This is a genomic window from Acidithiobacillus sp. (assembly GCF_027322205.1).
Lineage (GTDB): Bacteria > Pseudomonadota > Gammaproteobacteria > Acidithiobacillales > Acidithiobacillaceae > Acidithiobacillus.
On record NZ_DAHVHY010000033.1, the window covers coordinates 1 to 22,534 of the forward strand.

At 56.2% G+C, this 22,534-nt stretch carries 24 protein-coding genes and 2 tRNA genes; all 26 read left to right on the plus strand.

Annotation, left to right across the window (positions count from 1 at the left end):
* Positions 1-125 precede the first annotated feature (125 nt).
* Complete coding sequence (gene folP, locus M7F93_RS06695) at positions 126-965, plus strand: dihydropteroate synthase (protein ID WP_298170989.1); 840 nt, start codon at positions 126-128, stop codon at positions 963-965.
* A 105-nt stretch (positions 966-1,070) separates the two neighbouring features.
* A complete protein-coding gene (glmM, locus tag M7F93_RS06700) occupies positions 1,071-2,432 on the plus strand; it encodes a phosphoglucosamine mutase (protein ID WP_298170992.1) in 1,362 nt (453 codons plus the stop codon).
* A gap of 135 nt (positions 2,433-2,567) precedes the next feature.
* Positions 2,568-3,329 carry a triose-phosphate isomerase gene (gene tpiA, locus M7F93_RS06705; RefSeq protein ID WP_298171053.1) on the plus strand — a complete coding sequence of 254 codons (762 nt, stop codon included), beginning with the start codon at positions 2,568-2,570 and terminating at the stop codon, positions 3,327-3,329.
* Between the two features lie 4 nt (positions 3,330-3,333).
* A complete protein-coding gene (gene secG, locus M7F93_RS06710; protein WP_298170995.1) occupies positions 3,334-3,735 on the plus strand; it encodes a preprotein translocase subunit SecG in 402 nt (133 codons plus the stop codon).
* Between the two features lie 37 nt (positions 3,736-3,772).
* Positions 3,773-3,857, plus strand: a tRNA-Leu gene (locus M7F93_RS06715).
* A 133-nt stretch (positions 3,858-3,990) separates the two neighbouring features.
* A complete protein-coding gene (locus tag M7F93_RS06720; protein WP_298170998.1) occupies positions 3,991-4,347 on the plus strand; it encodes an NADH-quinone oxidoreductase subunit A in 357 nt (118 codons plus the stop codon).
* Positions 4,338-4,814: a NuoB/complex I 20 kDa subunit family protein gene (locus tag M7F93_RS06725; protein WP_163098500.1), complete on the plus strand. Its 477-nt coding sequence runs from the start codon at positions 4,338-4,340 to the stop codon at positions 4,812-4,814. Before M7F93_RS06720 ends, M7F93_RS06725 begins: the two co-directional genes overlap by 10 nt.
* 3 nt (positions 4,815-4,817) lie before the next feature.
* A complete protein-coding gene (locus M7F93_RS06730; RefSeq protein WP_298171004.1) occupies positions 4,818-5,423 on the plus strand; it encodes an NADH-quinone oxidoreductase subunit C in 606 nt (201 codons plus the stop codon).
* Entirely contained in the window at positions 5,410-6,663 is a 1,254-nt protein-coding gene (locus M7F93_RS06735; RefSeq protein ID WP_298171006.1) for an NADH-quinone oxidoreductase subunit D, read from the plus strand. The genes M7F93_RS06730 and M7F93_RS06735 overlap by 14 nt, the downstream gene beginning before the upstream one ends.
* 3 nt (positions 6,664-6,666) lie before the next feature.
* A complete protein-coding gene (gene nuoE, locus M7F93_RS06740; protein WP_298171009.1) occupies positions 6,667-7,158 on the plus strand; it encodes an NADH-quinone oxidoreductase subunit NuoE in 492 nt (163 codons plus the stop codon).
* Positions 7,148-8,431 (plus strand): NADH-quinone oxidoreductase subunit NuoF, encoded by a 1,284-nt coding sequence (nuoF, locus tag M7F93_RS06745; protein ID WP_298171012.1) that lies wholly within the window; start codon positions 7,148-7,150, stop codon positions 8,429-8,431. The genes nuoE and nuoF overlap by 11 nt, the downstream gene beginning before the upstream one ends.
* Positions 8,431-10,776 carry an NADH-quinone oxidoreductase subunit NuoG gene (nuoG, locus tag M7F93_RS06750; protein ID WP_298171014.1) on the plus strand — a complete coding sequence of 782 codons (2,346 nt, stop codon included), beginning with the start codon at positions 8,431-8,433 and terminating at the stop codon, positions 10,774-10,776. Before nuoF ends, nuoG begins: the two co-directional genes overlap by 1 nt.
* A gap of 11 nt (positions 10,777-10,787) precedes the next feature.
* Positions 10,788-11,813 (plus strand): NADH-quinone oxidoreductase subunit NuoH, encoded by a 1,026-nt coding sequence (gene nuoH, locus M7F93_RS06755; RefSeq protein WP_298171017.1) that lies wholly within the window; start codon positions 10,788-10,790, stop codon positions 11,811-11,813.
* Positions 11,814-11,823: 10 nt separating this feature from the next.
* On the plus strand, positions 11,824-12,315 hold the full coding sequence (gene nuoI, locus M7F93_RS06760; protein ID WP_298171020.1) for an NADH-quinone oxidoreductase subunit NuoI: 492 nt from the start codon (positions 11,824-11,826) through the stop codon (positions 12,313-12,315).
* 15 nt (positions 12,316-12,330) lie between these two features.
* Positions 12,331-12,930: an NADH-quinone oxidoreductase subunit J gene (locus tag M7F93_RS06765; RefSeq protein ID WP_298171023.1), complete on the plus strand. Its 600-nt coding sequence runs from the start codon at positions 12,331-12,333 to the stop codon at positions 12,928-12,930.
* Positions 12,927-13,244, plus strand: a complete 318-nt coding sequence (nuoK, locus tag M7F93_RS06770; RefSeq protein ID WP_298171027.1) for an NADH-quinone oxidoreductase subunit NuoK — start codon at positions 12,927-12,929, stop codon at positions 13,242-13,244. The genes M7F93_RS06765 and nuoK overlap by 4 nt, the downstream gene beginning before the upstream one ends.
* A 1-nt stretch (position 13,245) precedes the next feature.
* Positions 13,246-15,228: an NADH-quinone oxidoreductase subunit L gene (nuoL, locus tag M7F93_RS06775; protein WP_298171030.1), complete on the plus strand. Its 1,983-nt coding sequence runs from the start codon at positions 13,246-13,248 to the stop codon at positions 15,226-15,228.
* A 3-nt stretch (positions 15,229-15,231) separates the two neighbouring features.
* Entirely contained in the window at positions 15,232-16,716 is a 1,485-nt protein-coding gene (locus M7F93_RS06780) for an NADH-quinone oxidoreductase subunit M (protein WP_298171033.1), read from the plus strand.
* Between the two features lie 13 nt (positions 16,717-16,729).
* Positions 16,730-18,175, plus strand: a complete 1,446-nt coding sequence (gene nuoN, locus M7F93_RS06785; RefSeq protein WP_298171036.1) for an NADH-quinone oxidoreductase subunit NuoN — start codon at positions 16,730-16,732, stop codon at positions 18,173-18,175.
* On the plus strand, positions 18,175-18,489 hold the full coding sequence (locus M7F93_RS06790; RefSeq protein ID WP_298171039.1) for a DUF2818 family protein: 315 nt from the start codon (positions 18,175-18,177) through the stop codon (positions 18,487-18,489). The genes nuoN and M7F93_RS06790 overlap by 1 nt, the downstream gene beginning before the upstream one ends.
* Before the next feature lie 35 nt (positions 18,490-18,524).
* Positions 18,525-18,599, plus strand: a tRNA-Val gene (locus M7F93_RS06795).
* A 52-nt stretch (positions 18,600-18,651) separates the two neighbouring features.
* Positions 18,652-20,586, plus strand: coding sequence for a threonine--tRNA ligase (gene thrS, locus M7F93_RS06800; RefSeq protein ID WP_298171042.1), 1,935 nt, complete (start codon positions 18,652-18,654; stop codon positions 20,584-20,586).
* A 34-nt stretch (positions 20,587-20,620) separates the two neighbouring features.
* Entirely contained in the window at positions 20,621-21,121 is a 501-nt protein-coding gene (gene infC / locus M7F93_RS06805; protein WP_298171045.1) for a translation initiation factor IF-3, read from the plus strand.
* Positions 21,122-21,132: 11 nt separating this feature from the next.
* Positions 21,133-21,330: a 50S ribosomal protein L35 gene (gene rpmI, locus M7F93_RS06810; RefSeq protein WP_298171048.1), complete on the plus strand. Its 198-nt coding sequence runs from the start codon at positions 21,133-21,135 to the stop codon at positions 21,328-21,330.
* A gap of 18 nt (positions 21,331-21,348) precedes the next feature.
* Complete coding sequence (gene rplT, locus M7F93_RS06815; RefSeq protein ID WP_012537291.1) at positions 21,349-21,708, plus strand: 50S ribosomal protein L20; 360 nt, start codon at positions 21,349-21,351, stop codon at positions 21,706-21,708.
* Between the two features lie 20 nt (positions 21,709-21,728).
* A partial coding sequence (locus tag M7F93_RS06820) for a phenylalanine--tRNA ligase subunit alpha (RefSeq protein ID WP_298171050.1) occupies positions 21,729-22,534 on the plus strand: 806 nt, incomplete at its 3' end.

The window sequence follows — 22,534 nt, forward strand, 5'->3', positions numbered from 1 at the left end:
CGCGACCCGCAGCCGCCGGTAGAGGGTACGGGAAACTATCCCTCTGCACCCGGTGGTAATGTCACGACAGCCGACAAATCGGGCGGGCAGCCGTTGCCTAGCCTGAATCCAGGAGAACACCCCGTTTGACCCTGACGCTGGATTGCAACGGGCGCCCGCTGGTTCTCGGGCGCCCTTGTGTTATGGGGGTGCTCAATGTCACTCCCGATTCTTTTTCCGACGGTGGCACCTATCTGTCTGTGGATGTTGCTCTTGCGCGCGCTAAACGGATGTGGGAAGAGGGCGCCGACATCATCGATATAGGGGCGGAATCCACCCGCCCAGGGGCGCCGACGGTGGCGATCGAGGAAGAATTGCGACGCCTCCTGCCGGTATTGGAGGCGGTGGCGGCGGAGGTGCCGCTGCCCATCTCCATTGACACCAGCAAGGCGGCCGTTATGCGCGCCGCCTGGTCCTTGGGCGCAGGACTCATGAATGATGTGACCGCGTTGCGTGCTGATCCGCTGGCGTTGGAGACTATCGCCGGGTTGGGTGTTCCCGTCTGTTTGATGCACATGCGGGGTACCCCGCAAAATATGCAAACAGAAACCCATTACGGCGATGTGGTGGCGGAGGTGAAGAGCTTCCTGCTTGAGCGCATAAAACACTGTGTCGCGGCAGGCATTCCCCGACAACATCTGCTCATTGATCCCGGCTTTGGTTTCGCCAAAGATCTGGAAGCCAACTGCAGTTTACTGCGCCATCTGGATGCCTTTGCGTCCATGGGTGCGCCACTGCTCGTTGGTTTTTCCCGCAAGCGCATGATCGGCGCGCTTTCCGGTGCGGAACTGGCCGCAGAGCGCGTGGCGGGCAGTGTCGCCGCCGCACTTTGGGCAGTAGAACATGGCGCCCACATCGTGCGCGTCCACGATGTGGCGGAAACGGTGCAGGCGCTGCGGGTCTGGCGCGGAATTGCTTTGAGTTGAAGATATGATGATTCACCTTTTATAACTACAGGTTATAACTACAGGCAGGGTTGCGCCCCAGGCGCTGACAAGCCGCCCATATGTGTATGTGGAGTTAAAGAAACTATGGCGAGAAAATGGTTTGGGACTGATGGGGTGCGCGGTCAGGTCGGTGATTCTATTATTCATCCTGAGTGGGTTCTCCGCCTGGGATGGGCCGCTGGACATGTACTCACGGCGGACGCGTCGGATCGGCCCCGGGTGGTTATTGGCAAGGACACCCGCCTGTCTGGATACATGCTGGAGTCCGCGCTGGAGTCTGGTCTGGCGGCGGCGGGGGTCGATGTTTTGCTGGTCGGTCCCTTACCGACGCCAGCCATCGCCTATCTGACCCGCACCTTGCGTGCGGATGCCGGCATTGTTATCAGTGCCTCGCACAATCCATATCAGGACAATGGCATCAAGTTTTTCTCGGCGGACGGTTATAAGCTGCCGGATGCCCAGGAGGAGGCCATCGAGGCATGGATGGACCGGCTCATGACCTTGTCTGCCTCGGAGCGTCTGGGTAAGGCGCGGCGGGTAGATGATGCGGCGGGGCGTTACGTGGAGTTTTGCAAAACCACCTTCCCTGCTGACCTCAATCTACGCGGTATGCACCTGGTTCTGGACTGTGCGCACGGCGCCAATTACAAAGTGGCGCCGATGATTTTCGGGGAATTGGGCGCCACTCTGGAATTGCTGGGAGTAGAGCCCAACGGCATCAATATCAACGACCAGGTGGGCTCCACCCATCCCGCAGCGCTGCGTGCCGCAGTGCTTCGCACCGGCGCCGATATGGGCATTGCCTTTGATGGTGACGGTGATCGCCTGTTGTTGGTGGACGATCAGGGAGAACTAATCGATGGTGATGAAATTCTCTGGTTGCTGGCACGGGATATGTGTCAGTACGGCGAGCTCTCCGGCGTGGTTGGTACAGTCATGACCAATCTCGCTCTGGAGCAGGCGCTGGCTGGCTGTGGTGTGCCTATGTTGCGCGCGCCCGTAGGTGACCGTTATGTGCTCGATGCCATGCGCAGCCATGGCTATCCCCTGGGGGGCGAGTCGTCAGGGCACATCATTACACCTGCCAACACCACAGGTGACGGCATCCTCGCCGCGTTGCGGGTGTTGGCGATCATGCGCCGCAGGGGGGAGGCGTTGGCAGCGTTGCGTGGAGGATACCGACCTTTCCCCCAGGTGTTGACGAGTGTACGCATGGCGGGTGCGCAGATATTGCTCGATCAGCCTGTTGCGCGGCAACTCATCGCCGATGCAGAAACTCGCCTGGTGGGGACCGGACGTCTGCTGGTGCGCCCATCGGGTACAGAACCGATATTGCGGATTATGGTAGAGGCAGCATCTGCCGGAATGGCAGCAGATGTGTCGGCGATTCTGACCGCAGAGCTGGGCAAGCTGGCCATGGCTCACGCTCCTGCCCGTGGCTGCTAAATTGACCATTCAGGCCGGAATCTTTACACTGATCACCGAATCAGATAACCATGACGGGATTGTCGGCAACACCCAGGGGGCGATGAGGCCGTCGTGGACATTGGATCATAAGGAAGAATCGCCGTGCGTTCCACAATGGTAGCAGGAAACTGGAAGATGAACGGCTTGAGTGCGGATGCGGTACATCTCACCCAAGCCATCCTCCACGCCGGGCTGGAACCGATGCGCCCGGAGGTGGTGATTTTCCCGCCTTTTACCCTGCTCCACGCAGTGTCTCAGGAGGCCAAAAGCAGCGCCTTGCGTTGGGGTGGGCAAAACCTCTTCTGGGAGGCCAGCGGTGCCTATACGGGAGAAATATCCGGGGCCATGCTCCGTGATATGGGGTGCCGTTACGTACTGATTGGGCACTCAGAGCGGCGGCAAATCTTTGCGGAAAGCGATGTGCAGGTCACCCAGAAAGTTAAGGTGGCACTGCTGTCAGGCCTTGTTCCGGTGGTTTGTGTGGGTGAAACCGAGGCGGAGCGGGCGCAAGGTGCTACGGAGACGGTATTACGCCGCCAGGTCGAAGCTATCCTGCCGCTGCTAAATCTCGAGGCGAGCCAGCCCAATATGATCATTGCTTATGAACCCGTTTGGGCCATTGGCACTGGTCTGAGTGCCAGCCCCGAACAGGCACAGGCGGTGCATGCTTTCATCCGTGGGTTGGTGGCCGCCTATTCGGCGCAACTTGCCAAACGTCTCTTAGTGCTTTACGGCGGGAGCGTTAAAGGTAACAATGCAGCCGCACTTTTTGGCCAGGCAGATATTGACGGTGGCTTAGTCGGTGGTGCTTCCTTGCAGGCGGGTGAGTTTATCCAAATTTGTCGTGCTGCCGAGTCGGCAGGACGAGGAGGCTGAGTCGATGTACACGGTGTTGCTGGTATTCCAGGTCGTTATTTGTATTGTCCTGGTGGGGCTTATTCTGATTCAGAAGGGGCAGGGTGCGGATATTGGCGCGGTCTTCGGCGGCGGCGGTTCACAGACTGTTTTTGGTGCGCGCGGTGCGGGTAATTTCCTGAGCCACACCACTGCCGTGATTGGTGCCGTGTTTTTTTTGAACAGCCTCGGATTGGCCTATCTTTCCGACCATTCCAGCAGCAGTGTGGCTTCTGGTATCGCCTTGCCCAGCAAAGTGCCAGTGACGACGACAGCGGCACCTGTAGCACCAGTCGTCGCTGCTCCGACGCAGTCGGTGGCAACGACAGCGGGTCTGGCGGCCGGTGCGGTTTCTGCTGCTGCAGGAAGCCCCCCTGTCAAGCCTTGACGTCGTTAGCGTGTCATGAGAGAGTTTTAAACATTAAGCCGAAGTGGTGAAATTGGTAGACACACCGTCTTGAGGGGGCGGCGGCGCAAGCTATACCGGTTCGAGTCCGGTCTTCGGCACCAAATTGCAGCCCATAGGGCTGTTTTTTTGTCCCTGGATTCCACCAGAGACTGATTTATATATAAAAAAAATAATTTATAGGCGGCTTTGGAGGAGGTTTTCCGAAGCCCGTATTGGGTGGAGGGAGGGGTTGGGATGTTGAACCACTATTTGCCAGTGCTCATATTTCTGCTCGTTGCATTGGTGGTTGGCGTAGTCCCGCTGCTGATGGGTTCTGCGCTGGGGCCAAGCAAGCCGGACAGTGAAAAGCTCTCGCCCTATGAATGCGGGTTCGAGGCTTTTGAGGACGCACGGGTGAAATTTGACGTGCGTTACTATCTCGTAGCCATCCTCTTCATTCTCTTTGATCTGGAGATTGCCTTCCTCTTTCCCTGGGCGGTGGTCTTCGATCAAATCGGTATGATGGGCTTTCTCGCTATGATGATCTTCCTCGCCATCCTCGTCGTCGGCTTCATCTATGAGTGGAAGAAGGGGGCGCTGGAATGGGAATAGAAGGTATCCTCGAAAAAGGCTTCGTCACCACGAGTATTGATACCGTGGTGAACTGGAGCCGTACCGGTTCTCTCTGGCCCATGACCTTCGGTCTCGCCTGTTGTGCGGTGGAAATGATGCACGCTGGTGCCGCGCGTTACGACCTGGATCGCTTCGGCATTGTGTTTCGTCCCAGTCCGCGCCAGTCCGACGTGATGATCGTGGCGGGGACGCTGGTCAACAAAATGGCACCAGCCTTGCGCAAGGTCTATGACCAGATGCCGGAACCACGCTGGGTGGTATCCATGGGTTCCTGTGCTAACGGTGGTGGCTATTATCACTATTCCTATAGCATTGTGCGTGGTTGTGACCGTATCGTGCCCGTGGATATCTATGTGCCGGGTTGTCCACCCACCGCTGAGGCCTTGCTCTTTGGCTTGATACAGCTTCAGAAAAAAATCCGTCGCACCAATACTATTGCCAGGTAAGCCATGACTGACGCACTCGAAAATTTGCGCCAGCATCTGGGCGCGGCACTGGGGGAGACACTGCGCAAGGCGCGGCTGGATCGCGGCGAACTGACCGTAGAATTGTCACGCGACGGCTTTCTGGCGGCCTGCCTCTGGCTCCGGGATGACGCGGCCTGCGCCTTTGATCTGTTGGTGGACGTCTGCGGCGTGGACTATGTCGACTATGGTGATGGACTCTGGGACGGCCCGCGCTTCGCTGTGGTCTATCATCTGCTCTCCCTGAAACATCGCCAGCGCTTGCGGGTGCGTATTTTTGCCGATGACGATTTGCCTATTGTGCCTTCGGTGGTGGATATCTGGGCGGCGGCCAACTGGTTTGAGCGTGAGGCCTTTGACCTTTACGGGATTCTCTTTGATGGTCACCCCGATTTGCGGCGAATCCTCACCGATTACGGCTTCGTGGGTTATCCCTTCCGTAAGGATTTCCCTCTGGTCGGCACGGTAGAAATGCGTTACGACGCGGATCAGGGACGGGTAGTCTACGAGCCGACACGTACTGAGGAGCGCGTGGTGGTACCGCGTATCATCCGCGAGGAAGGGGAGGGTCGCTACAATGCCCGAAATTAACAATTTCACGATGAATTTCGGGCCGCAGCATCCGTCTGCCCATGGCGTGCTGCGTCTGGTGCTGGAGCTGGATGGTGAGGTGATCGAGCGCGCCGATCCCCATATCGGTTTGCTGCACAGGGCCACAGAGAAGCTTGCGGAAAACAAGACCTATTTGCAGAGTCTGCCTTACATGGATCGTCTCGATTATGTGTCCATGATGTGCAACGAGCATGCCTACTGTATGGCGGTGGAAAAACTGCTCGGCGTCAATGTGCCCGTCCGGGCGCAGTATATTCGCACCCTGTTCGACGAGATTACCCGGGTGCTTAATCACCTGCTCTGGCTGGGGGCTTACGCGCTGGATGTTGGGGCCATGAGTGTTTTCCTCTACTGCTTCCGCGAACGGGAAGATCTTATGGATGTCTATGAGGCGGTCTCCGGAGCGCGCATGCATGCCGCCTATTATCGCCCGGGCGGTGTCTACCGTGATTTGCCGGCACAGATGCCCCTGTATCAGTCATCTCCTTACCGGAATGCCAAGCGTCTGGAGGAACTCAATGGCAACCGGCAGGGCAGCATGCTGGACTTCATTGAAGACTTCACCCGCCGTTTTCCCGCCTATGTGGATGAGTATGAGACCCTGCTGACCGATAATCGTATCTGGAAGCAGCGTACCGTGGGCATCGGTGTAGTGGATCCGGAGCGCGCGATTCAACTGGGCTTCACCGGACCCATGCTGCGCGCTTCCGGGGTGGCCTGGGATCTGCGGCGCACGCAACCCTACGCCGCTTATGCCGATCTGGATTTTGACATTCCGGTGGGCAAAACCGGAGATTGTTATGATCGCTATCTGGTCCGGGTGGCGGAAATGCGGCAGAGTAACCACATTATTGCCCAGTGTGTGGACTGGCTACGCAAAAACCCCGGTCCGGTAATTACCGATGATTTCAAGGTGGCCGCACCGCCCCGCGAAGAGATGAAAACCAGCATGGAAGCGCTGATCCATCATTTCAAGCTCTTTTCTGAGGGCATGACGGTTCCTGTGGGCGAAGTCTATACCGCAGTCGAGGCGCCCAAGGGTGAGTTCGGCATCTATATGATTTCCGATGGTGCCAACAAACCCTATCGGATGAAAATTCGGGCACCGGGATTTTCGCATCTTGCCGCCATGGACGAAATGGCGCGCGGACACATGATCGCAGATGTGGTGGCTATCTTATCCACCATGGACATTGTTTTCGGTGAGATCGACAGGTAAGCCATGTTATCGGAAAAGTCTCTGGCAAAAATTGCTCGTGAACGGGCCAAATATCCGGCGAATCAGGCGCGTTCGGCCCTATTGGCGGCGCTGCGTATTACCCAGGAGGAGCAGGGCTATCTGAGCGATGCGGTGATGGAGTATGTTGCCGATCTGCTCGGCATCCCGGCGATTCAGGTCTATGAGGCGGCCACTTTTTATAGCATGTACGACCTCAAGCCGGTGGGTCGGCACAAGCTCTGCGTCTGTGGTAGTGTATCCTGCTTTCTGAATGGCTCCGACGCGGTACTTCAGCACCTCAGTGAGCGTTTGGGTGTGGACCCTGGGGAGACGACCGCAGACGGTCTCTTTACCCTGCAGGAAGTGGAGTGTCTGGGTGCCTGTAAAGACGCGCCGATGCTGCAGGTCGGTGATCACTACTACGAGAACCTGACGCCGGAAAGTCTGGATGCTTTGCTGGCGAAATTACGTGGAGGGTCCGACGATGTTCGTTAACGGAGTTACGCTGCAGAATCGTGGTTTGCCCGATTCCCATCGGCTCTCCGTATATGCCGGGACCGGGGGCTATGGCGCTCTGCGCAAGGTGCTACTGGACCCCATGGCGCCGGATCAGATCATCAGCGAGATAAAAAAATCCGCCTTGCGCGGCCGGGGGGGCGCCGGTTTCCCCACCGGACTGAAGTGGAGTTTTATGCCCAAGGGTGTGACCGGTACCAAGTACTTGCTCTGCAATGCCGATGAGGGTGAACCTGGTACCTGCAAGGATCGGGACATCATGCGCTATGAACCTCATCGTCTGATCGAAGGCATGATTATCGGTGCCTATGCCATGGGGGCCAGTGCCGGATATATTTTCATCCGCGGCGAATTTGTAGAACCGATCCACATTGTGGAAGCGGCGCTGGAAGAGGCCTACGCGAAGGGTTATCTCGGACAGAATATCCTCGGCACCGATTTCTCCTTTGATCTGTATGTATATCGGGGCGCGGGTGCCTACATCTGCGGTGAGGAAACGGCGCTGATGGAGGCGTTGGAGGGGAAGAAGGGGCAGCCGCGTTTCAAACCGCCTTTTCCGGCCAGTTACGGTTTATACGGACGGCCTACCACCATCAATAATGTGGAAACCTTTGCCTCAGTTCCGGGCATCATCACCAGGGGGGGTGATTGGTTCCTGAGTTTGGGCAAGCCCAATAATGGCGGCACCAAAATTTTTTCGGTGACGGGTCAGGTGCAGAAGCCGGGCAATTATGAGGTGCCCATGGGTCTGCCCTTTAAGGACTTGCTGGAGATGGCAGGCGGGCTGCGGCCAGGCCGCCAGTTGAAGGCGGTTATTCCCGGAGGAACCAGCACGGCCATGGTGGCGGGAACCGCCATGATGGAAGTGACCATGGACTATGACTCCATTTCTAAAGCCGGTTCGGCACTAGGCGCGGGTTCGGTGATTATCATGGATGACAGCGTCTGCATCGTGAAAGCAGTGGAGCGCATCGCCCGTTTTTATATGCACGAATCCTGCGGTCAGTGTACGCCCTGCCGGGAAGGTATGGGCTGGCTGTGGCGGGTGATGCATCGTCTCGAAAATGGTCAGGGCCGCGAAGAAGACCTGCAACTGCTGCTGGATGTAGGCTCACGTATCGAGGGCCGCACCATCTGCGCCCTGGCCGACGGCGGTGTGGCTCCGGTAGTGAGTTCCATCCGCCTGTTTCGCGAAGAATATGAATATCACATTCAGCACAAGCGTTGCCTGATCAGTATGGGAGTTGCCTGATGCCGAATATTGAAATCGACGGGCAGGCCATTGAGGTGGCGCCGGGGACGACCATTATGGAAGCCGCCGAGTCCATGGGGATTTATATACCGTTTTTTTGCTATCACCCCAAATTGTCAGTCGCGGCCAATTGTCGCATGTGTCTGGTGGATGTAGAAAAAGCCCCCAAGCCCTTGCCGGCCTGTGCAACACCCGTTGCCGACGGCATGAAGATTGCCACCGCTTCGCGCAAAGCGAAGATGGCGCAGCAGGGCGTACTGGAGTTTCTGCTTATCAACCATCCACTGGACTGCCCCATCTGTGATCAGGGCGGCGAATGCCCCTTGCAGGACATCACTATGGGTTTCGCCAATCCGCACAGTCACTACACGGAAGAGAAGCGGGTCGTGGAGGATAAGGACATCGGTCCCCTCATCGCGACGGAAATGACCCGTTGCATCCAGTGTACCCGCTGCGTGCGGTTTGGCCAGGAGATTGGCGGTATCATGGAACTGGGAGCAACCGGACGCGGCGAGCACATGGCTATCGGCACCTATGTCGCCAAGGCTGTGCGGTCGGAATTGTCCGGTAACATGATTGACCTTTGCCCGGTGGGCGCGCTGACCAGCAAGCCTTTCCGCTATAAAGCCCGCTCCTGGGAACTGAAGCATACACCGGGCCTTTGTCCCCATTGCTCGACGGGCTGTAATACCGATGTGCAGAGTCTGGGGCGTGAGGTGTTGCGGGTGTTGCCGCGGACGAATGAGGCGGTCAACGAAGAATGGATTTGTGACAAAGGGCGTTACGCCTACACGGGTTTACAGGCAGAGGATCGCGTGACACAGCCCTTACTGCGTGTTGATGGTGAGTGGCGTGAGGTTTCCTGGGCGGAAGCGCTGGAGGCCGCTTTGTCAGGACTGGAGCAGGTGATCGCCCGGCATGGTGCGGGACGACTGGCCGGCCTGATTTCGGCCCAGTCCAGCAACGAAGAACTCTTACTCTTCCAGGCCCTGTTGCGCGGTCTGGGCAGCCCGCATGTGGACCATCGTCTGCGCCAGCAGGATTTTCGTGCGGATGCCGCGATGCCGACCTATCCGGCTCTGAACATGGCGCTGGAAGATCTGGAGCGTGAGCCCGTTGTGCTGCTTTGCCATGCCTTTCCGCGGCAACAGCAGCCGCTGACCAACCATCGTCTGCGCAAGTCCGTGTTGCAGGGCGGTAAAGTGATTGCCATCGATAGCCTGCGTCGGGATTTCAACTATCCCGTAACCCAACTGGTGGCAGATGCAGGTGCTGACCTGGCCCTCTATAAGTCGCTCTGCAGCCAGTTGTCCGGTCATGCTGAGAAGGCGGACGCGACGCCCTTGGCGCATGTCGCGAGCGACCTGTTGGCGGCGGATAACCCATTGATCCTCATCGGTAGTGCTTTGCTGTATCACCCGCAGGCGGCGGCGATGATTGCACAGATTGAAACGCTTGCCGAGTTGGCGGGCGGACGGGTGGGCTGGCTGGCGCAAGAGGCCAATAGTGCCGGGGCCTGGTTGAGTGGCTGTGTGCCTCATCGTTTGCCAGGGGGGCATACGGCGCATGCGGCGGGGCTACCGGCTGATGCTCTTTGGGATGCTGATATGCGGGGCTTTGTGCTCCTTGGTACTGAGCCGGGTATGGACGCAATACGCGGCGCCGCGGCGTTGGCGGCCTTGCAAAAAGCGGAATTCGTGTTGAGCATCGCGCAGTTTGCTGGCGAAGCGAAACGGTATGCTGACGTGATTCTACCCATGGCGGCTTTTGCCGAGGGTTCTGGATCATTTGTGAATAATGAAGGGCGCCTGCAATCCTTTCAGGCAGCGGTAAAAACGCCGGGCGAGGCGCGTCCCGCCTGGAAAATACTGCGCGTACTCGGTGACGGCCTTAAGCTGTCCGGGTTCCAGTTTAATGCACTGAGTGAAGTCACTGCCGCCTGGCAGCACGCAATCGGTGAGTATGCGCTGGATGTGCCGCCGTTCCATGCCTTTCCCGCTTTGGAGTCGGTCCCTCAGCCCATGTCTGCCGATGGGTTATGCCGTCTGGGCGACTGGTCCATCTATCAGGGCGATCCACTGGTGCGGCGTGCCACGCCCCTCGCCCAGCCCGCTGTGGCGAAAATGCACCCGGATCAGGCCAAGGTGCTGGCCCTGCGCGGGGACTCAGTCGAAATCAGTAGTCATAGCGGTAAGGTCTCCCTGCCTCTGGTACTGGATGTGCGGATTCCGATGGGTGCTGTCTGGGTGCCTATGGGGTATAGCGAAACCGCAGCATTAGGCGCCACTTGTGCGCCCTGCGCGGTGACCATGGCCACACCGCCTGCCGCCGCGGCCAGAGCTTAGGAGGCAGGGTCATGCATGATTTTCAGAATACGGCGTGGTGGGCGATTCTTTGGTCGCTCATCAAGATCGTTATCGTCGTAGTGCCGCTACTGTTGGGTGTGGCCTACCTGACCTTGGCCGAGCGTAAGGTGATTGGTTATATGCAGGTACGTCTGGGACCCAATCGGGTGGGCTTCAAGGGTTCGTTGCAGCCGATTGCGGATGCGATCAAGTTGATGTTCAAGGAAGTGATTATTCCTACCAATGCCAATCGTTTTCTGTTTTTGGCGGCGCCGGTGCTGGCCTTTGTGCCAGCGCTGCTGGTTTGGGCGGCTATTCCTTTCGGTCCAGGTGTGGCTATCTCCAATATGAATGCTGGCCTGCTTTATGTGCTGGCTATTGCTGGTCTGGGTGTATACGGCATCATCGTTGCGGGCTGGGCGTCCAATTCCAAATATGCCTTTCTGGGGGCCATGCGGGCGGCGGCCCAGTTGGTGGCTTATGAAATTGCCATGGGTTTTGCCTTGGTGGGGGTGCTGATGCTGGCCCAGACCCTGAATCTGACTAAAATTGTTGAAGCACAGGCGGGTGGCGGTTTCTGGTCCTGGTACTGGCTGCCGTTATTTCCATTTTTTCTGGTGTACTTTATTTCCGGCATAGCGGAAACCAACCGTGCGCCTTTCGATGTAGCGGAAGGCGAATCAGAAATTGTGGCGGGCTTCCATGTGGAATATTCCGGGATGGCCTTCGCGCTGTTCTTTCTGGCTGAATATGCCAATATGATTTTCGTTTCCCTGCTGACGACGGTGCTCTTTCTCGGTGGCTGGTATGCCCCGATCAATACGCCGTTACTGACCTGGATACCCGGAATAGTCTGGTTGTTGCTGAAAACGGCTTTCCTGCTGTATGTGTTTTTATGGATTCGCGCCACTTTCCCCCGTTATCGTTATGATCAGATCATGCGTTTGGGCTGGAAAGTGTTTATCCCGGTGACGATCGCCTGGATTGTCGTAATCGGCGTTGCTCTGGAAACGCCCTTGCGTGCCATTCTGCGCTGAGGAGAGCACTATGCAATTTCGCCCCAAGCAATGGTTTAACACCTTTTTTCTGACCGAGATGCTGCGTGGTATGCAGCTCACCGGCCGGTATTTCTTCGCCCGAAAAATCACCGTGCAATACCCCGAAGAGCAGACACCGCAATCCCCGCGTTTCCGGGGCCTGCATGCCTTGCGCCGCTATGAAAATGGCGAGGAACGCTGCATTGCCTGCAAGCTCTGCGAAGCCGTATGTCCGGCGCTGGCGATTACCATCGAAAGCGAAGCTCGCAGCGATGGAACACGGCGAACGACCCGCTATGATATTGACCTCAGCAAGTGTATTTTTTGTGGACTTTGTGAGGAGTCCTGTCCGGTGGATTCCATTGTCGAAAGCCGGGTGTTGTCTTACCACGGCGAAATTCGCGGCGACCTGATTTATACCAAAGACATGCTGCTGGCTAATGGCGATCGCCTGGAAGCAGAGCTGGCTGCCGATCGCGACGCTGATCGCGCTTATCGCTGACGGAGAACAGATGCCATGCTGCCCGTAACCACCATTCTGTTTTATGTTTTCTCCGCCATACTGCTGGGTTCGGCAACCCTTGTGGTAACGGCGCGTAACCCAGTGTACGCAACCTTGTATCTGGTGCTGGCATTTTTTAATGCGGCGGCCCTGTTCATTCTGCTGGGAGCGGAGTTCCTGGGGCTGATCCTCATCCTGGTCTATGTGGGTGCGGTGATGGTGCTTTTCCTTTTTGTGGTGATGATGCTGGATATCAATCTGGCACGTCTCAAAGAAGGCTTCCTCAGCTATCTGCCATTAGGTCTGGCTATTGCTATCCTCGGTGTGCTGGAACTGGCAGTTGTTTTCTGGACTTCTCCGCTGGGTCATATTACCGCACCCACAGCCATACCGGCCAATGCTGATAATACGCGGGCATTGGGGATTCTTCTCTATACCCAATACCTGTACCCATTTGAAATAGCCGCAGTTATTCTACTGGTAGCGATTATTGCCGCCATCGCCCTGACGTTGCGGCGCCGGACCGGTGCTAAAACTCAGAATATTGGTGCACAGATGGCTGTACGCGCCAAAGATCGGGTGTATCTGGTGGATTTGCGGGAGCCTAAATCATGAGTGCTGGACAACCGACCCTGGCGGCCTACCTGATCCTCGGAGCGATACTCTTTTCTATCGGTGTGGTCGGTATTTTCCTCAATCGCAAGAACGTCATCATTCTGCTGATGGCTATTGAACTGCTGCTGCTGGCGGTGAACATCAATCTGGTCGCATTTTCCCGTTATCTGGGCAATCTCGACGGACAGGTCTTTGTGTTTTTTATTCTGACCGTGGCAGCGGCTGAAGCGGCAATCGGTCTGGCGATACTGGTGGTCTATTTCCGTAATCGCCATAGCATCAACGTAGAAGATATTGATGAGTTGAGGGGTTGATATGTGGGCTTTTGACTGGTTAAACGCCTTTCCCCCTATCGCCGTATATCTGGCTATTCCATTGGCACCCCTGGCGGGTGCCCTGGTGGCTGGATTCTTGGGCTGGAAGTTTCGGGAGCAGGCTCATTGGGGGCCACTCATCGGCGTCGCCATCGCTTTTTATCTGTCGCTGGCAGTACTATGGCAGGTCAGCCAGGGTATTACCTTTTACGATGATATTTATACTTGGGCCATATTGGGTCACCTGCCGGTATCCATCGGTTTTGATATTGACAGTCTGACAGCCTTGATGCTGGTCATTGTGACTTTTGTGTCTTTGTGCGTGCATTTCTATACGATTGGTTATATGCATGATGATCCGGGCTATGCGCGCTTTTTCAGTTATATTGCCCTCTTCACTTTCAGCATGATCATGCTGGTGATGAGTAATAATTTTCTCCAACTCTTTTTTGGCTGGGAAGCGGTAGGCCTGGTTTCCTATCTGCTCATTGGTTTCTGGTTTCAGCGGGAAAGTGCCAATGTTGCAGCACTCAAGGCTTTTATCGTCAATCGGGTCGGTGATTTTGGATTTCTCATCGGTATTGCCGCGATATATCACTACTGTGGCAGTCTGGACTACCGTACGGTTTTTGCTGCTGTATCCCATTTGGTGGGGCAAACGGTCGAAATCATCCCTGGTCATCCGTGGAATATACTGACTTGGATTGCCTTACTCCTCTTTATTGGTGCTATGGGCAAGTCGGCACAGGTACCCTTGCATGTATGGTTGCCGGAATCCATGGAGGGTCCGACGCCTATCTCTGCCCTGATCCATGCAGCGACCATGGTCACGGCGGGTATTTTCATGGTGGCGCGGATGTCGCCGATTTATGAGCAGTCTCCGACAGCCTTGTCTGTGATTCTGTTGATTGGTGCTATTACGGCCTTGTTTATGGGGCTGGTCGGGTTGGTACAAAATGATATTAAACGTATTATCGCCTACTCGACGCTTTCTCAGTTGGGCTACATGACGGCTGCTTTGGGGGCTTCGGCGTTTTCTGCGGCGATTTTCCATCTGATGACCCACGCCTTTTTCAAGGCATTGCTTTTCCTTGCGGCGGGGTCGGTGATTCATGCCATGGCCAATGAACAGGATATCCGCAAAATGGGTGGCCTGCGTAAGGCTATGCCCATCACCTATATTACTTTCCTGATTGGGAGCCTGGCGCTTTCCGGTATTCCGCCCTTTGCGGGTTTCTTCAGTAAAGATCTCATTATTGAGGCCGTGGGACTATCCACACTGCCTGGTGCCGACTGGGCGGAGTATATGCTGGTGGCAGGTGCTCTGGTGACTGCCCTGTATACGTTCAGAATGTTTTTTCTGGTATTTCATGGTGCGCCCCGGATGGATGCATACACCTATGTCCATCTGCATGAATCGCCCTCGGTAATCACGATTCCGCTTATTGCCCTGGCTCTCCCTGCGGTGTTTGCGGGTTGGGCCTATATTGGTCCCATCGGTCTTGGTCACTTCCTTAATAGCTCCCTGGTGATCGCCCCGCAGCTCAATACCATCGGCGAGATCAGTGCCCACTGGCACGGCGCCTGGGATTTCCTGCTTCAAGGGCTGTTGGTCTGGCCTTTCTGGTTGGCGCTGCTGGGTATTGCCGTGGCGGCCTACTTCTACTGGCTGTATCCGGGTGTGCCGGTGGCGCTGACGCGGATCCTCAGCCCTTTCATCTGGATTCTGGAGAGCAAATATGGCTTCGATGCTTTTAACCGAACGGTTCTGGTACGGGGGGTTATTCAGTTCGGTCGCGTGTTCTGGCATATGGGTGATGAGCGGCTTATTGACGGCATCATGGTCAACGGCACGGCCCGCGAGATCGGCAAGGCGGCACTGTCCTGGCGGCGCGTTCAGACCGGTTACATCTATCACTATGCTTTCGCAATGATTATCGGGTTGATTTTGTTCATGACCTATTTCGTGGTTTGGAAAGGGTAGGGTATGATGCATTCATCCCTCCTCAGTTATGCCATCTGGGTGCCAATTGTCGGCGGTCTTTTGGTACTCGCGGTGGGCGACCGCCGGGCCGAAGTGGCACGCTGGCTGGCGCTGCTGGTGTCCATCGCGGCTTTCGCCGTAACCATTCCCCTTTTCACCGGGTTTGATACCCACACAGCAGCCATGCAGTTCAGCGAGCGGGTGGCCTGGATTCCTTCCCTGAATATTTTTTATCACCTGGGGATCGACGGCATTTCTCTCTGGTTTATCCTGCTCACCAGTTTCTTGACGGTGCTGGTGGTTATCAGCTCCTGGCGGAATGTGAAGGAGCGGGTGGCGCAGTTTATGGCGGCCTTCCTGATCATGGAAGGCATGATGATTGGGGTGTTTTGCGCGCTGGATGCCATTCTGTTCTATGTATTCTGGGAAGCCATGCTCATTCCCATGTTCCTGATTATCGGCGTTTGGGGCGGACCACGCCGCGTCTACGCCACTATCAAATTTTTTCTGTACACCTTTTTGGGCTCGGTATTGATGTTGGTGGCACTGCTATATCTGTACTTCCATAGCGGCGACAGCTTTAGTTTGCTGGTGTTCCAAAAAACTCCTTTGGGAATGGCCGCGCAGGTTTTTATTTTTATCGCGTTTTTTGTGGCTTTTGCGGTGAAAATCCCCATGTGGCCCGTACATACCTGGCTGCCGGATGCTCATGTGGAGGCGCCGACGGCGGGTTCGGTGATGCTGGCGGCCGTGATGCTCAAAATGGGTGCCTACGGTTTCCTGCGCCTGAGCCTGCCCATTGTGCCCGATGCCAGTCATAAGCTGGCCTGGCTGATGATTGTCTTATCCCTTATCGCCGTTATTTATGTGGCTCTGGTGGCCATCGTCCAGGAGGACATGAAGAAGCTGGTTGCGTATTCCTCCATCGCCCACATGGGCTTCGTAACGCTGGGCTTTTTTGTGTTCGACAGCGTGGCTATCGAAGGCAGCATTATTCAGATGTTGTCCCACGGATTTATCAGTGCGGCCATGTTCCTCTGTGTCGGGGTGCTTTACGACCGGATGCATACGCGCAATATCAAGGCCTACGGTGGTGTGGCCAATGTTATGCCGATTTTTGCTGCGCTGATGATGCTCTTTGCTATGGGTAATGTCGGATTGCCGGGCACTTCCGGTTTCGTCGGAGAGTTCATGGTGGTTTTGGGTACCTATCAGGTGAGTCCCTGGGCGGCGATTCTTGCGGCTACGGGCCTGGTTACCGGCGCCAGTTACACGCTCTGGCTGTTTAAGCGGGTCATTTTCGGCATTATTGTTCATCCCGAGGTGGCAGCGCTCAAGGACCTTGATGGGCGGGAGATTCTCGTGTTGGGTACATTGGCGGCATTTACCTTGTTGCTGGGTCTCTGGCCGGCACCCTTCCTCGATATCGTGCATAGCTCGGTACAGCATCTGGTGACTCAGGTGTCCATTTCTAAGATTCCGGCGTAAAAGGACCTTGCCTATGAATTCATTTCTCATGCATTGGACTTTCGCCATCCCGGAAATATGGGTGCTGACGATGGCCTGCGTGGTTTTGCTCGCAGACCTGTTCTGGGGCGATCGTCTGCGCGATCTGGCGGCGGTGCTGACGGTGCTGATCTTGATAGGTGCCGCTGTACTGACCATTTTTGAAATGGGGCAAAGCGGTACGACCTTTGCGGGCCTCTTCGTGCTCGACCCCTTCACCAATGTCTCGGAATTGTTCAGTTATCTTGCCGTGCTGATGGTGGTACTCTATTCCAAGCGTTACCTCATGGATCGCGGTCTTTACCGTGGCGAGGTGTTTGTGCTGTTGCTCTTTGCGTTGCTGGGCATCATGGTGATGGTTTCCGGCGGCAGTCTGCTGAGCATTTACCTCGGGCTGGAACTGCTGGCTCTGAGTCAGTATGCCCTGGTCGCCTTGTATCGTGACAGTGTGGTGGCGACGGAAGCCGGCCTGAAGTACTTCGTTCTGGGAGCTCTGGCCTCTGGATTGCTGCTTTACGGTATGTCTCTCCTCTACGGGCTGACCGGGACCCTGGACGTACGGGATATTGCTGGCGCGTTGGTAAATGTGGCGGCAAGTAACCTGGTATTGGTCTTCGCCATCGTATTTATTGTCGCCGGTATGGCCTTCAAGCTGGGCGCGGCACCCTTTCATATGTGGTTACCCGACGTCTATCAGGGCGCACCCACGGTGGTAACCACCTTCCTCGCCTCGGCACCCAAAATCGGTGCCTTCGCCCTGATCATTCGTCTGCTGGTGGATGGTGGCTACGGAATGCTGGAATCCTGGCAGCAGATTTTTGTCGCACTGACCCTGGCATCTCTGGTGGTCGGTAATGTAATCGCTATCGCCCAGCAGAATATTAAGCGGATGCTGGCGTATTCCACCGTCGGTCATGTCGGATTCATGTCCCTGGGCATTGTTGCGGGTACCGAGGCCGGGCTGGCCAGTGCGTTCTTCTATACTGTGGTGTATGTGCTGATGTCTTTGGCGGGTTTCGGCATGATACTGTTGCTCAGCCGGGCGGGATTTGAAGCGGAGCGTATTGACGATTTCAAAGGCCTGGCGCAGCGCAAGCCTTGGTATGCCTTCCTGATGCTGATTGTCATGTTTTCGATGGCGGGGGTGCCGCCGACGGTGGGCTTTTACGCCAAGCTGGCCGTGTTTCAGGCCGTGATTGCCGCCGGATATGTCTGGCTTGCGGTGATCGGCGTACTGCTGGCGGTGATTGGGGCATTTTATTATCTGCGCGTGGTCAAAGTGATGTACTTTGACGAAGCAGATGCCGAGATGGGGATTATCGTGCGTGATGACTTGGCCAGCACCGCATTAAGCATCAACAGTCTGGCGCTGTTGGTGCTCGGCATCCTGCCGGGGCCGCTGATGGCCTTTTGTTTCTATGCCATGCAGGGAGTGATTTGATGAGTATGCAAGATTGGGCGCTGGCCTATATCGCACTGGCTTTTGTCGCGGCTAATCTGCCGTGGCTAAGTAGTCGCCTGTTCTTTTTTCGTGCCACCGCCGGTGACAAAGCGTTGCAGTGGTATCTGCTCGAGTGGCTGGTAATGTATTTCATCGTCGGCATCATCGGTATGGGTATAGAGCATAGCCTGGAGGGTCAGAACCACGATCAGGGTTGGGAGTTTTATGTGGTTGCCCTGTGCATGTTCGCCGTTTTTGCGATTCCGGGCTTTATTTGGCGTTTTAATGTACGGCCGATGTTGCGCAGATCTTGACGCATGACCCGCTAGTCGGTACATTTGCGGGCTGCAGGCGCGTAGCTCAGGGGGAGAGCGCTACCTTGACACGGTAGAGGTCGGCGGTTCGAAACCGCCCGCGCCTACCAAATCCCGCACCAGAGGGGCAATGCTCGCTGGTGCTTTTTCTTTGGAGGGGCTATGCCAGATATCCAGTTGCCGGACGGTAGTCATCGTCAGTTCGCAGAGCCTGTGAGCGGGCTGGCGTTGGCGCGTACGATCGGCAGCGGGCTGGCTAAGGCTGCGGTAGCCATGCGGGTCAATGGCACCCTCAAAGACCTCTCGGCGGTGCTGGATCAGGACGCCGAAGTGGCGATTGTTACCGGCGACAACGCAGATGGCCTGGAGGTGATCCGCCATTCGACCGCGCATCTGATGGCCCAAGCGGTGCAGTCCCTCTATCCGGAAGCTCAGGTCACCATCGGACCGGTCATTGATAACGGTTTCTACTACGATTTCGCCTTCGAGCGCGGCTTTACCCCAGAGGATCTCGAAGCCATTGAAGAGCGGATGCATGCACTGGTTAAGGAAAATCTGCCGGTGCAGCGCGAGCTGCTATCTCGCGAAGACGCCATTGCCCTGTTTGAAAAGAAGGGTGAAGACTACAAGGTCGAGATTATCCGCGCCATTCCCGAAGGTGAGTCCCTGAGTCTGTACCGGCAGGGAGATTTTGTGGACCTGTGTCGTGGTCCTCATGTGCCGTCGACGGGCTCTTTGGGGGCGTTCAAGTTGCAGCGGGTAGCCGGCGCCTACTGGCGCGGTGATTCACGGAACCCCATGTTGCAGCGCATTTATGGGACCGCCTGGGCGCAGCAAAAAGATCTGGATGCTTACCTGCAGCAGCTTGCAGAAGCCGAAAAACGCGATCATCGGCGTATCGGCACCGAGTTGGATCTTTTTTCTATTCAGGAAGATGCGGGTGGTGGGCTGGTATTCTGGCACCCCAGTGGCGCGCGGGTGCGCAGGGTCATTGAAGACTTCTGGCGCAGCGCTCACGTCGAGGCGGGTTACGAGTTGCTCTATACGCCGCATATTGCCCACGAGCAGTTGTGGTTCACCTCCGGGCACAAGGACTTTTACGCCGAGTCCATGTTTGATCCGATGCAGGACGAGGGCCAGCCTTACCAGCTCAAGCCCATGAATTGCCCTTTCCATATTCTTATTTACAAAGACAAGCTGCATTCCTACCGCGATTTGCCCATTCGCTGGGCCGAACTGGGTACGGTCTACCGCCATGAAATGTCCGGTGCTTTACACGGCCTGATGCGTGTACGCGGCTTTACCCAGGATGATGCCCATGTTTTTTGCCGACCCGATCAGATAGAGGCGGAGATTCTCGGCGTGTTGGCGCTGGTCCAGAAAATTCTCAGTACCTTCGGTTTCAGTCAATATGAAATAAACTTGTCTACCCGCCCCGAGCATTCAGTGGGTAGTGATGAGATTTGGGATGCGGCTACCCAGGCATTGCGCAACGCCCTGGAGCGTGCCGGCCTGGCCTATCAGGTGGATGAAGGTGGTGGCGCATTTTATGGCCCGAAAATTGATCTGAAAATTCAAGATTCTATCGGCCGCAAGTGGCAGTGCAGTACAGTGCAACTGGATTTCAACCTGCCGGAGCGCTTTGCCATGGAATATGTGGCGGAAGACGGTGCGCGTAAGGTGCCGATCATGGTACATCGCGCTATCTTCGGCTCTATCGAGCGTTTCTTCGGTGTGCTGATTGAGCATTACGAAGGTAAATTTCCACTTTGGCTCGCTCCGGTGCAGGCCGTGGTGTTGCCCATCAGCGAGCATTACGCAGCATATGCCATATCGGTAAGCGATGCCTTGGTGAAGTGCGGCATCCGTGCGGAAACGGACTTGAGAAACGAGAAGATAGGTTATAAGATACGCGCCCAGACTTTGCGCCGCGTGCCCTATCTGCTGGTGGTTGGGGAACGGGAAAAAGCAGCGGGTACGGTGGCGGTGCGTGATCGGGATGGCCAAGATCTCGGTACCCTGACCATAGACGTCGTGGGTGTCGCTCTGCAGAAGATGGATCAGAAGCGGTTGAACACCCTGGAGTGGCAAGGCTAGCGAGGAGGATAAGGCAATCGCGACAGAGAAAGAAGTGAATATCAATCGGGAAATTACCGCAGCACGGGTCCGATTGATAGGTGTCGAGGGGGAACAGTTAGGTGTGTTATCCTTCATGGAGGCCATCGCTGCTGCAGAAGAGGTTGAACTGGATCTAGTCGAGATCGCCCCGCAAGCTGATCCTCCCGTATGCCGGATTATGGATTACGGAAAGTTTCGTTTTCAGGAAAGCAAGCGCCAGCATGACGCAAAACGTCGGCAGAAACAGACGCAGGTGAAGGAAATAAAATTCCGTCCTCGTACCGATGATGCCGATTATCAGATCAAGCTACGCAATATCCTGCGTTTCATCGAAGATGGCGATCGCGCGAAAATTACGTTGCGCTTTCGTGGTCGTGAGATGTCCCATCCCGAATTGGGTATGGAAGTGCTCAATCGGGTAGAAAAAGATTTAACGGAAGTGGGTGTGGTTGAACAACGGCCACGCATGGAAGGGCGACAAATGGTGATGATTGTCGCGCCACGGAAAAAATAGGAGAAACCATCGTGCCAAAAATGAAGACCAATCGTGGGGCGGCCAAGCGCTTTAAGCGTACCGGCTCCGGTAAATTCAAGCATCGTCAGGCTTTTTTGAATCACATCCTGACGAAGAAAACGACCAAGCGGAAGCGCCATTTGCGTCACACCTTGGTTACTTCGGGTAGCGATCAGGCCGCATTGCGGCGCATGCTTCCTTACGGTTGATGATAGAGGAACAGTACCATGTCTAGAGTAAAACGTGGCGTAACTGCCCACGCCCGCCACAAGAAAGTACTGGCGCGTGCCAAGGGCTTCCGTGGTCAACGCAAGAGCAATTATCGTATTGCCCATCAGGCAGTGATGAAGGCTCTGACCTATGAGTATCGCGATCGCCGGACCAAGAAGCGCGATTTCCGTAGCTTATGGATCGTGCGTATCAATGCGGCGGCGCGTTCTGAGGGCGTGACCTATAGCCGTTTCATGAATGGCCTGTTGCGCGCGGGTATCCAGCTCGACCGCAAGGTGCTGGCGGATATAGCCGTGCGTGACAAGGCGGCCTTCTCCCGTCTCGTCGAGGTGGTCAAAGGCCAGTTGGCAGCCTGACGGTGGCGGAGGCTGTGGCGATGTCGTTGCAATCCATAGCCCCCGTCGCCGCGGCTGCCCGGGAGATCGCGACGGCCGCCGACTTGAATGCCCTGGAGCAGATTCGCCTCCGGTGGCTCGGTAAGAAGGGTGTGCTCACCCAGGCCATGCAACAGCTCGGGCAACTGTCGCCAGAGGCGCGGCGGGAAGCCGGGCAGTTGCTCAACGCGCGTAAGTCCGAAGTGCAGGCGCTCTTGCAGGAGCGCAAAGGACAACTCGAAGTGGCAGTTATTCAGGCACGCCTGCAGCAGGAGCGGCTGGATGTGACCCTGCCGGGGCGGCGTGTGGCTGGTGGCTCTACCCATCCTATTCGGCAGACGCTGGAGTGGATCGAACATTATTTCTGCGGGCTGGGTTTTGAAACCAGCGATGGTCCCGAAATAGAGGACGATTACCACAATTTTGCGGCGCTCAATATTCCGGAAGATCATCCTGCGCGGGCGATGCATGATACCTTTTATCTGGACGCGACGCGTCTCTTGCGCACGCAAACCTCGACGGTTCAGATTCGGTTTCTTGAAACGCATCAGCCCCCGCTACGTATGATCGCCACGGGCCGAGTGTACCGGCGCGACTCGGATGTCACCCACACGCCGATGTTTCATCAGGTCGAGGGCCTGTTACTCGACGAGCGTGCCAGTTTCGCCGACTTGCGCGGTTTATTGGCAGACTTTCTCCAGGAATTTTTTGCAAAGCCCGATCTCCCGGTACGCTTCCGTCCATCCTACTTTCCCTTCACGGAGCCTTCCGCTGAAATTGATATCGGCTGCCTCATCTGTGGCGGCTC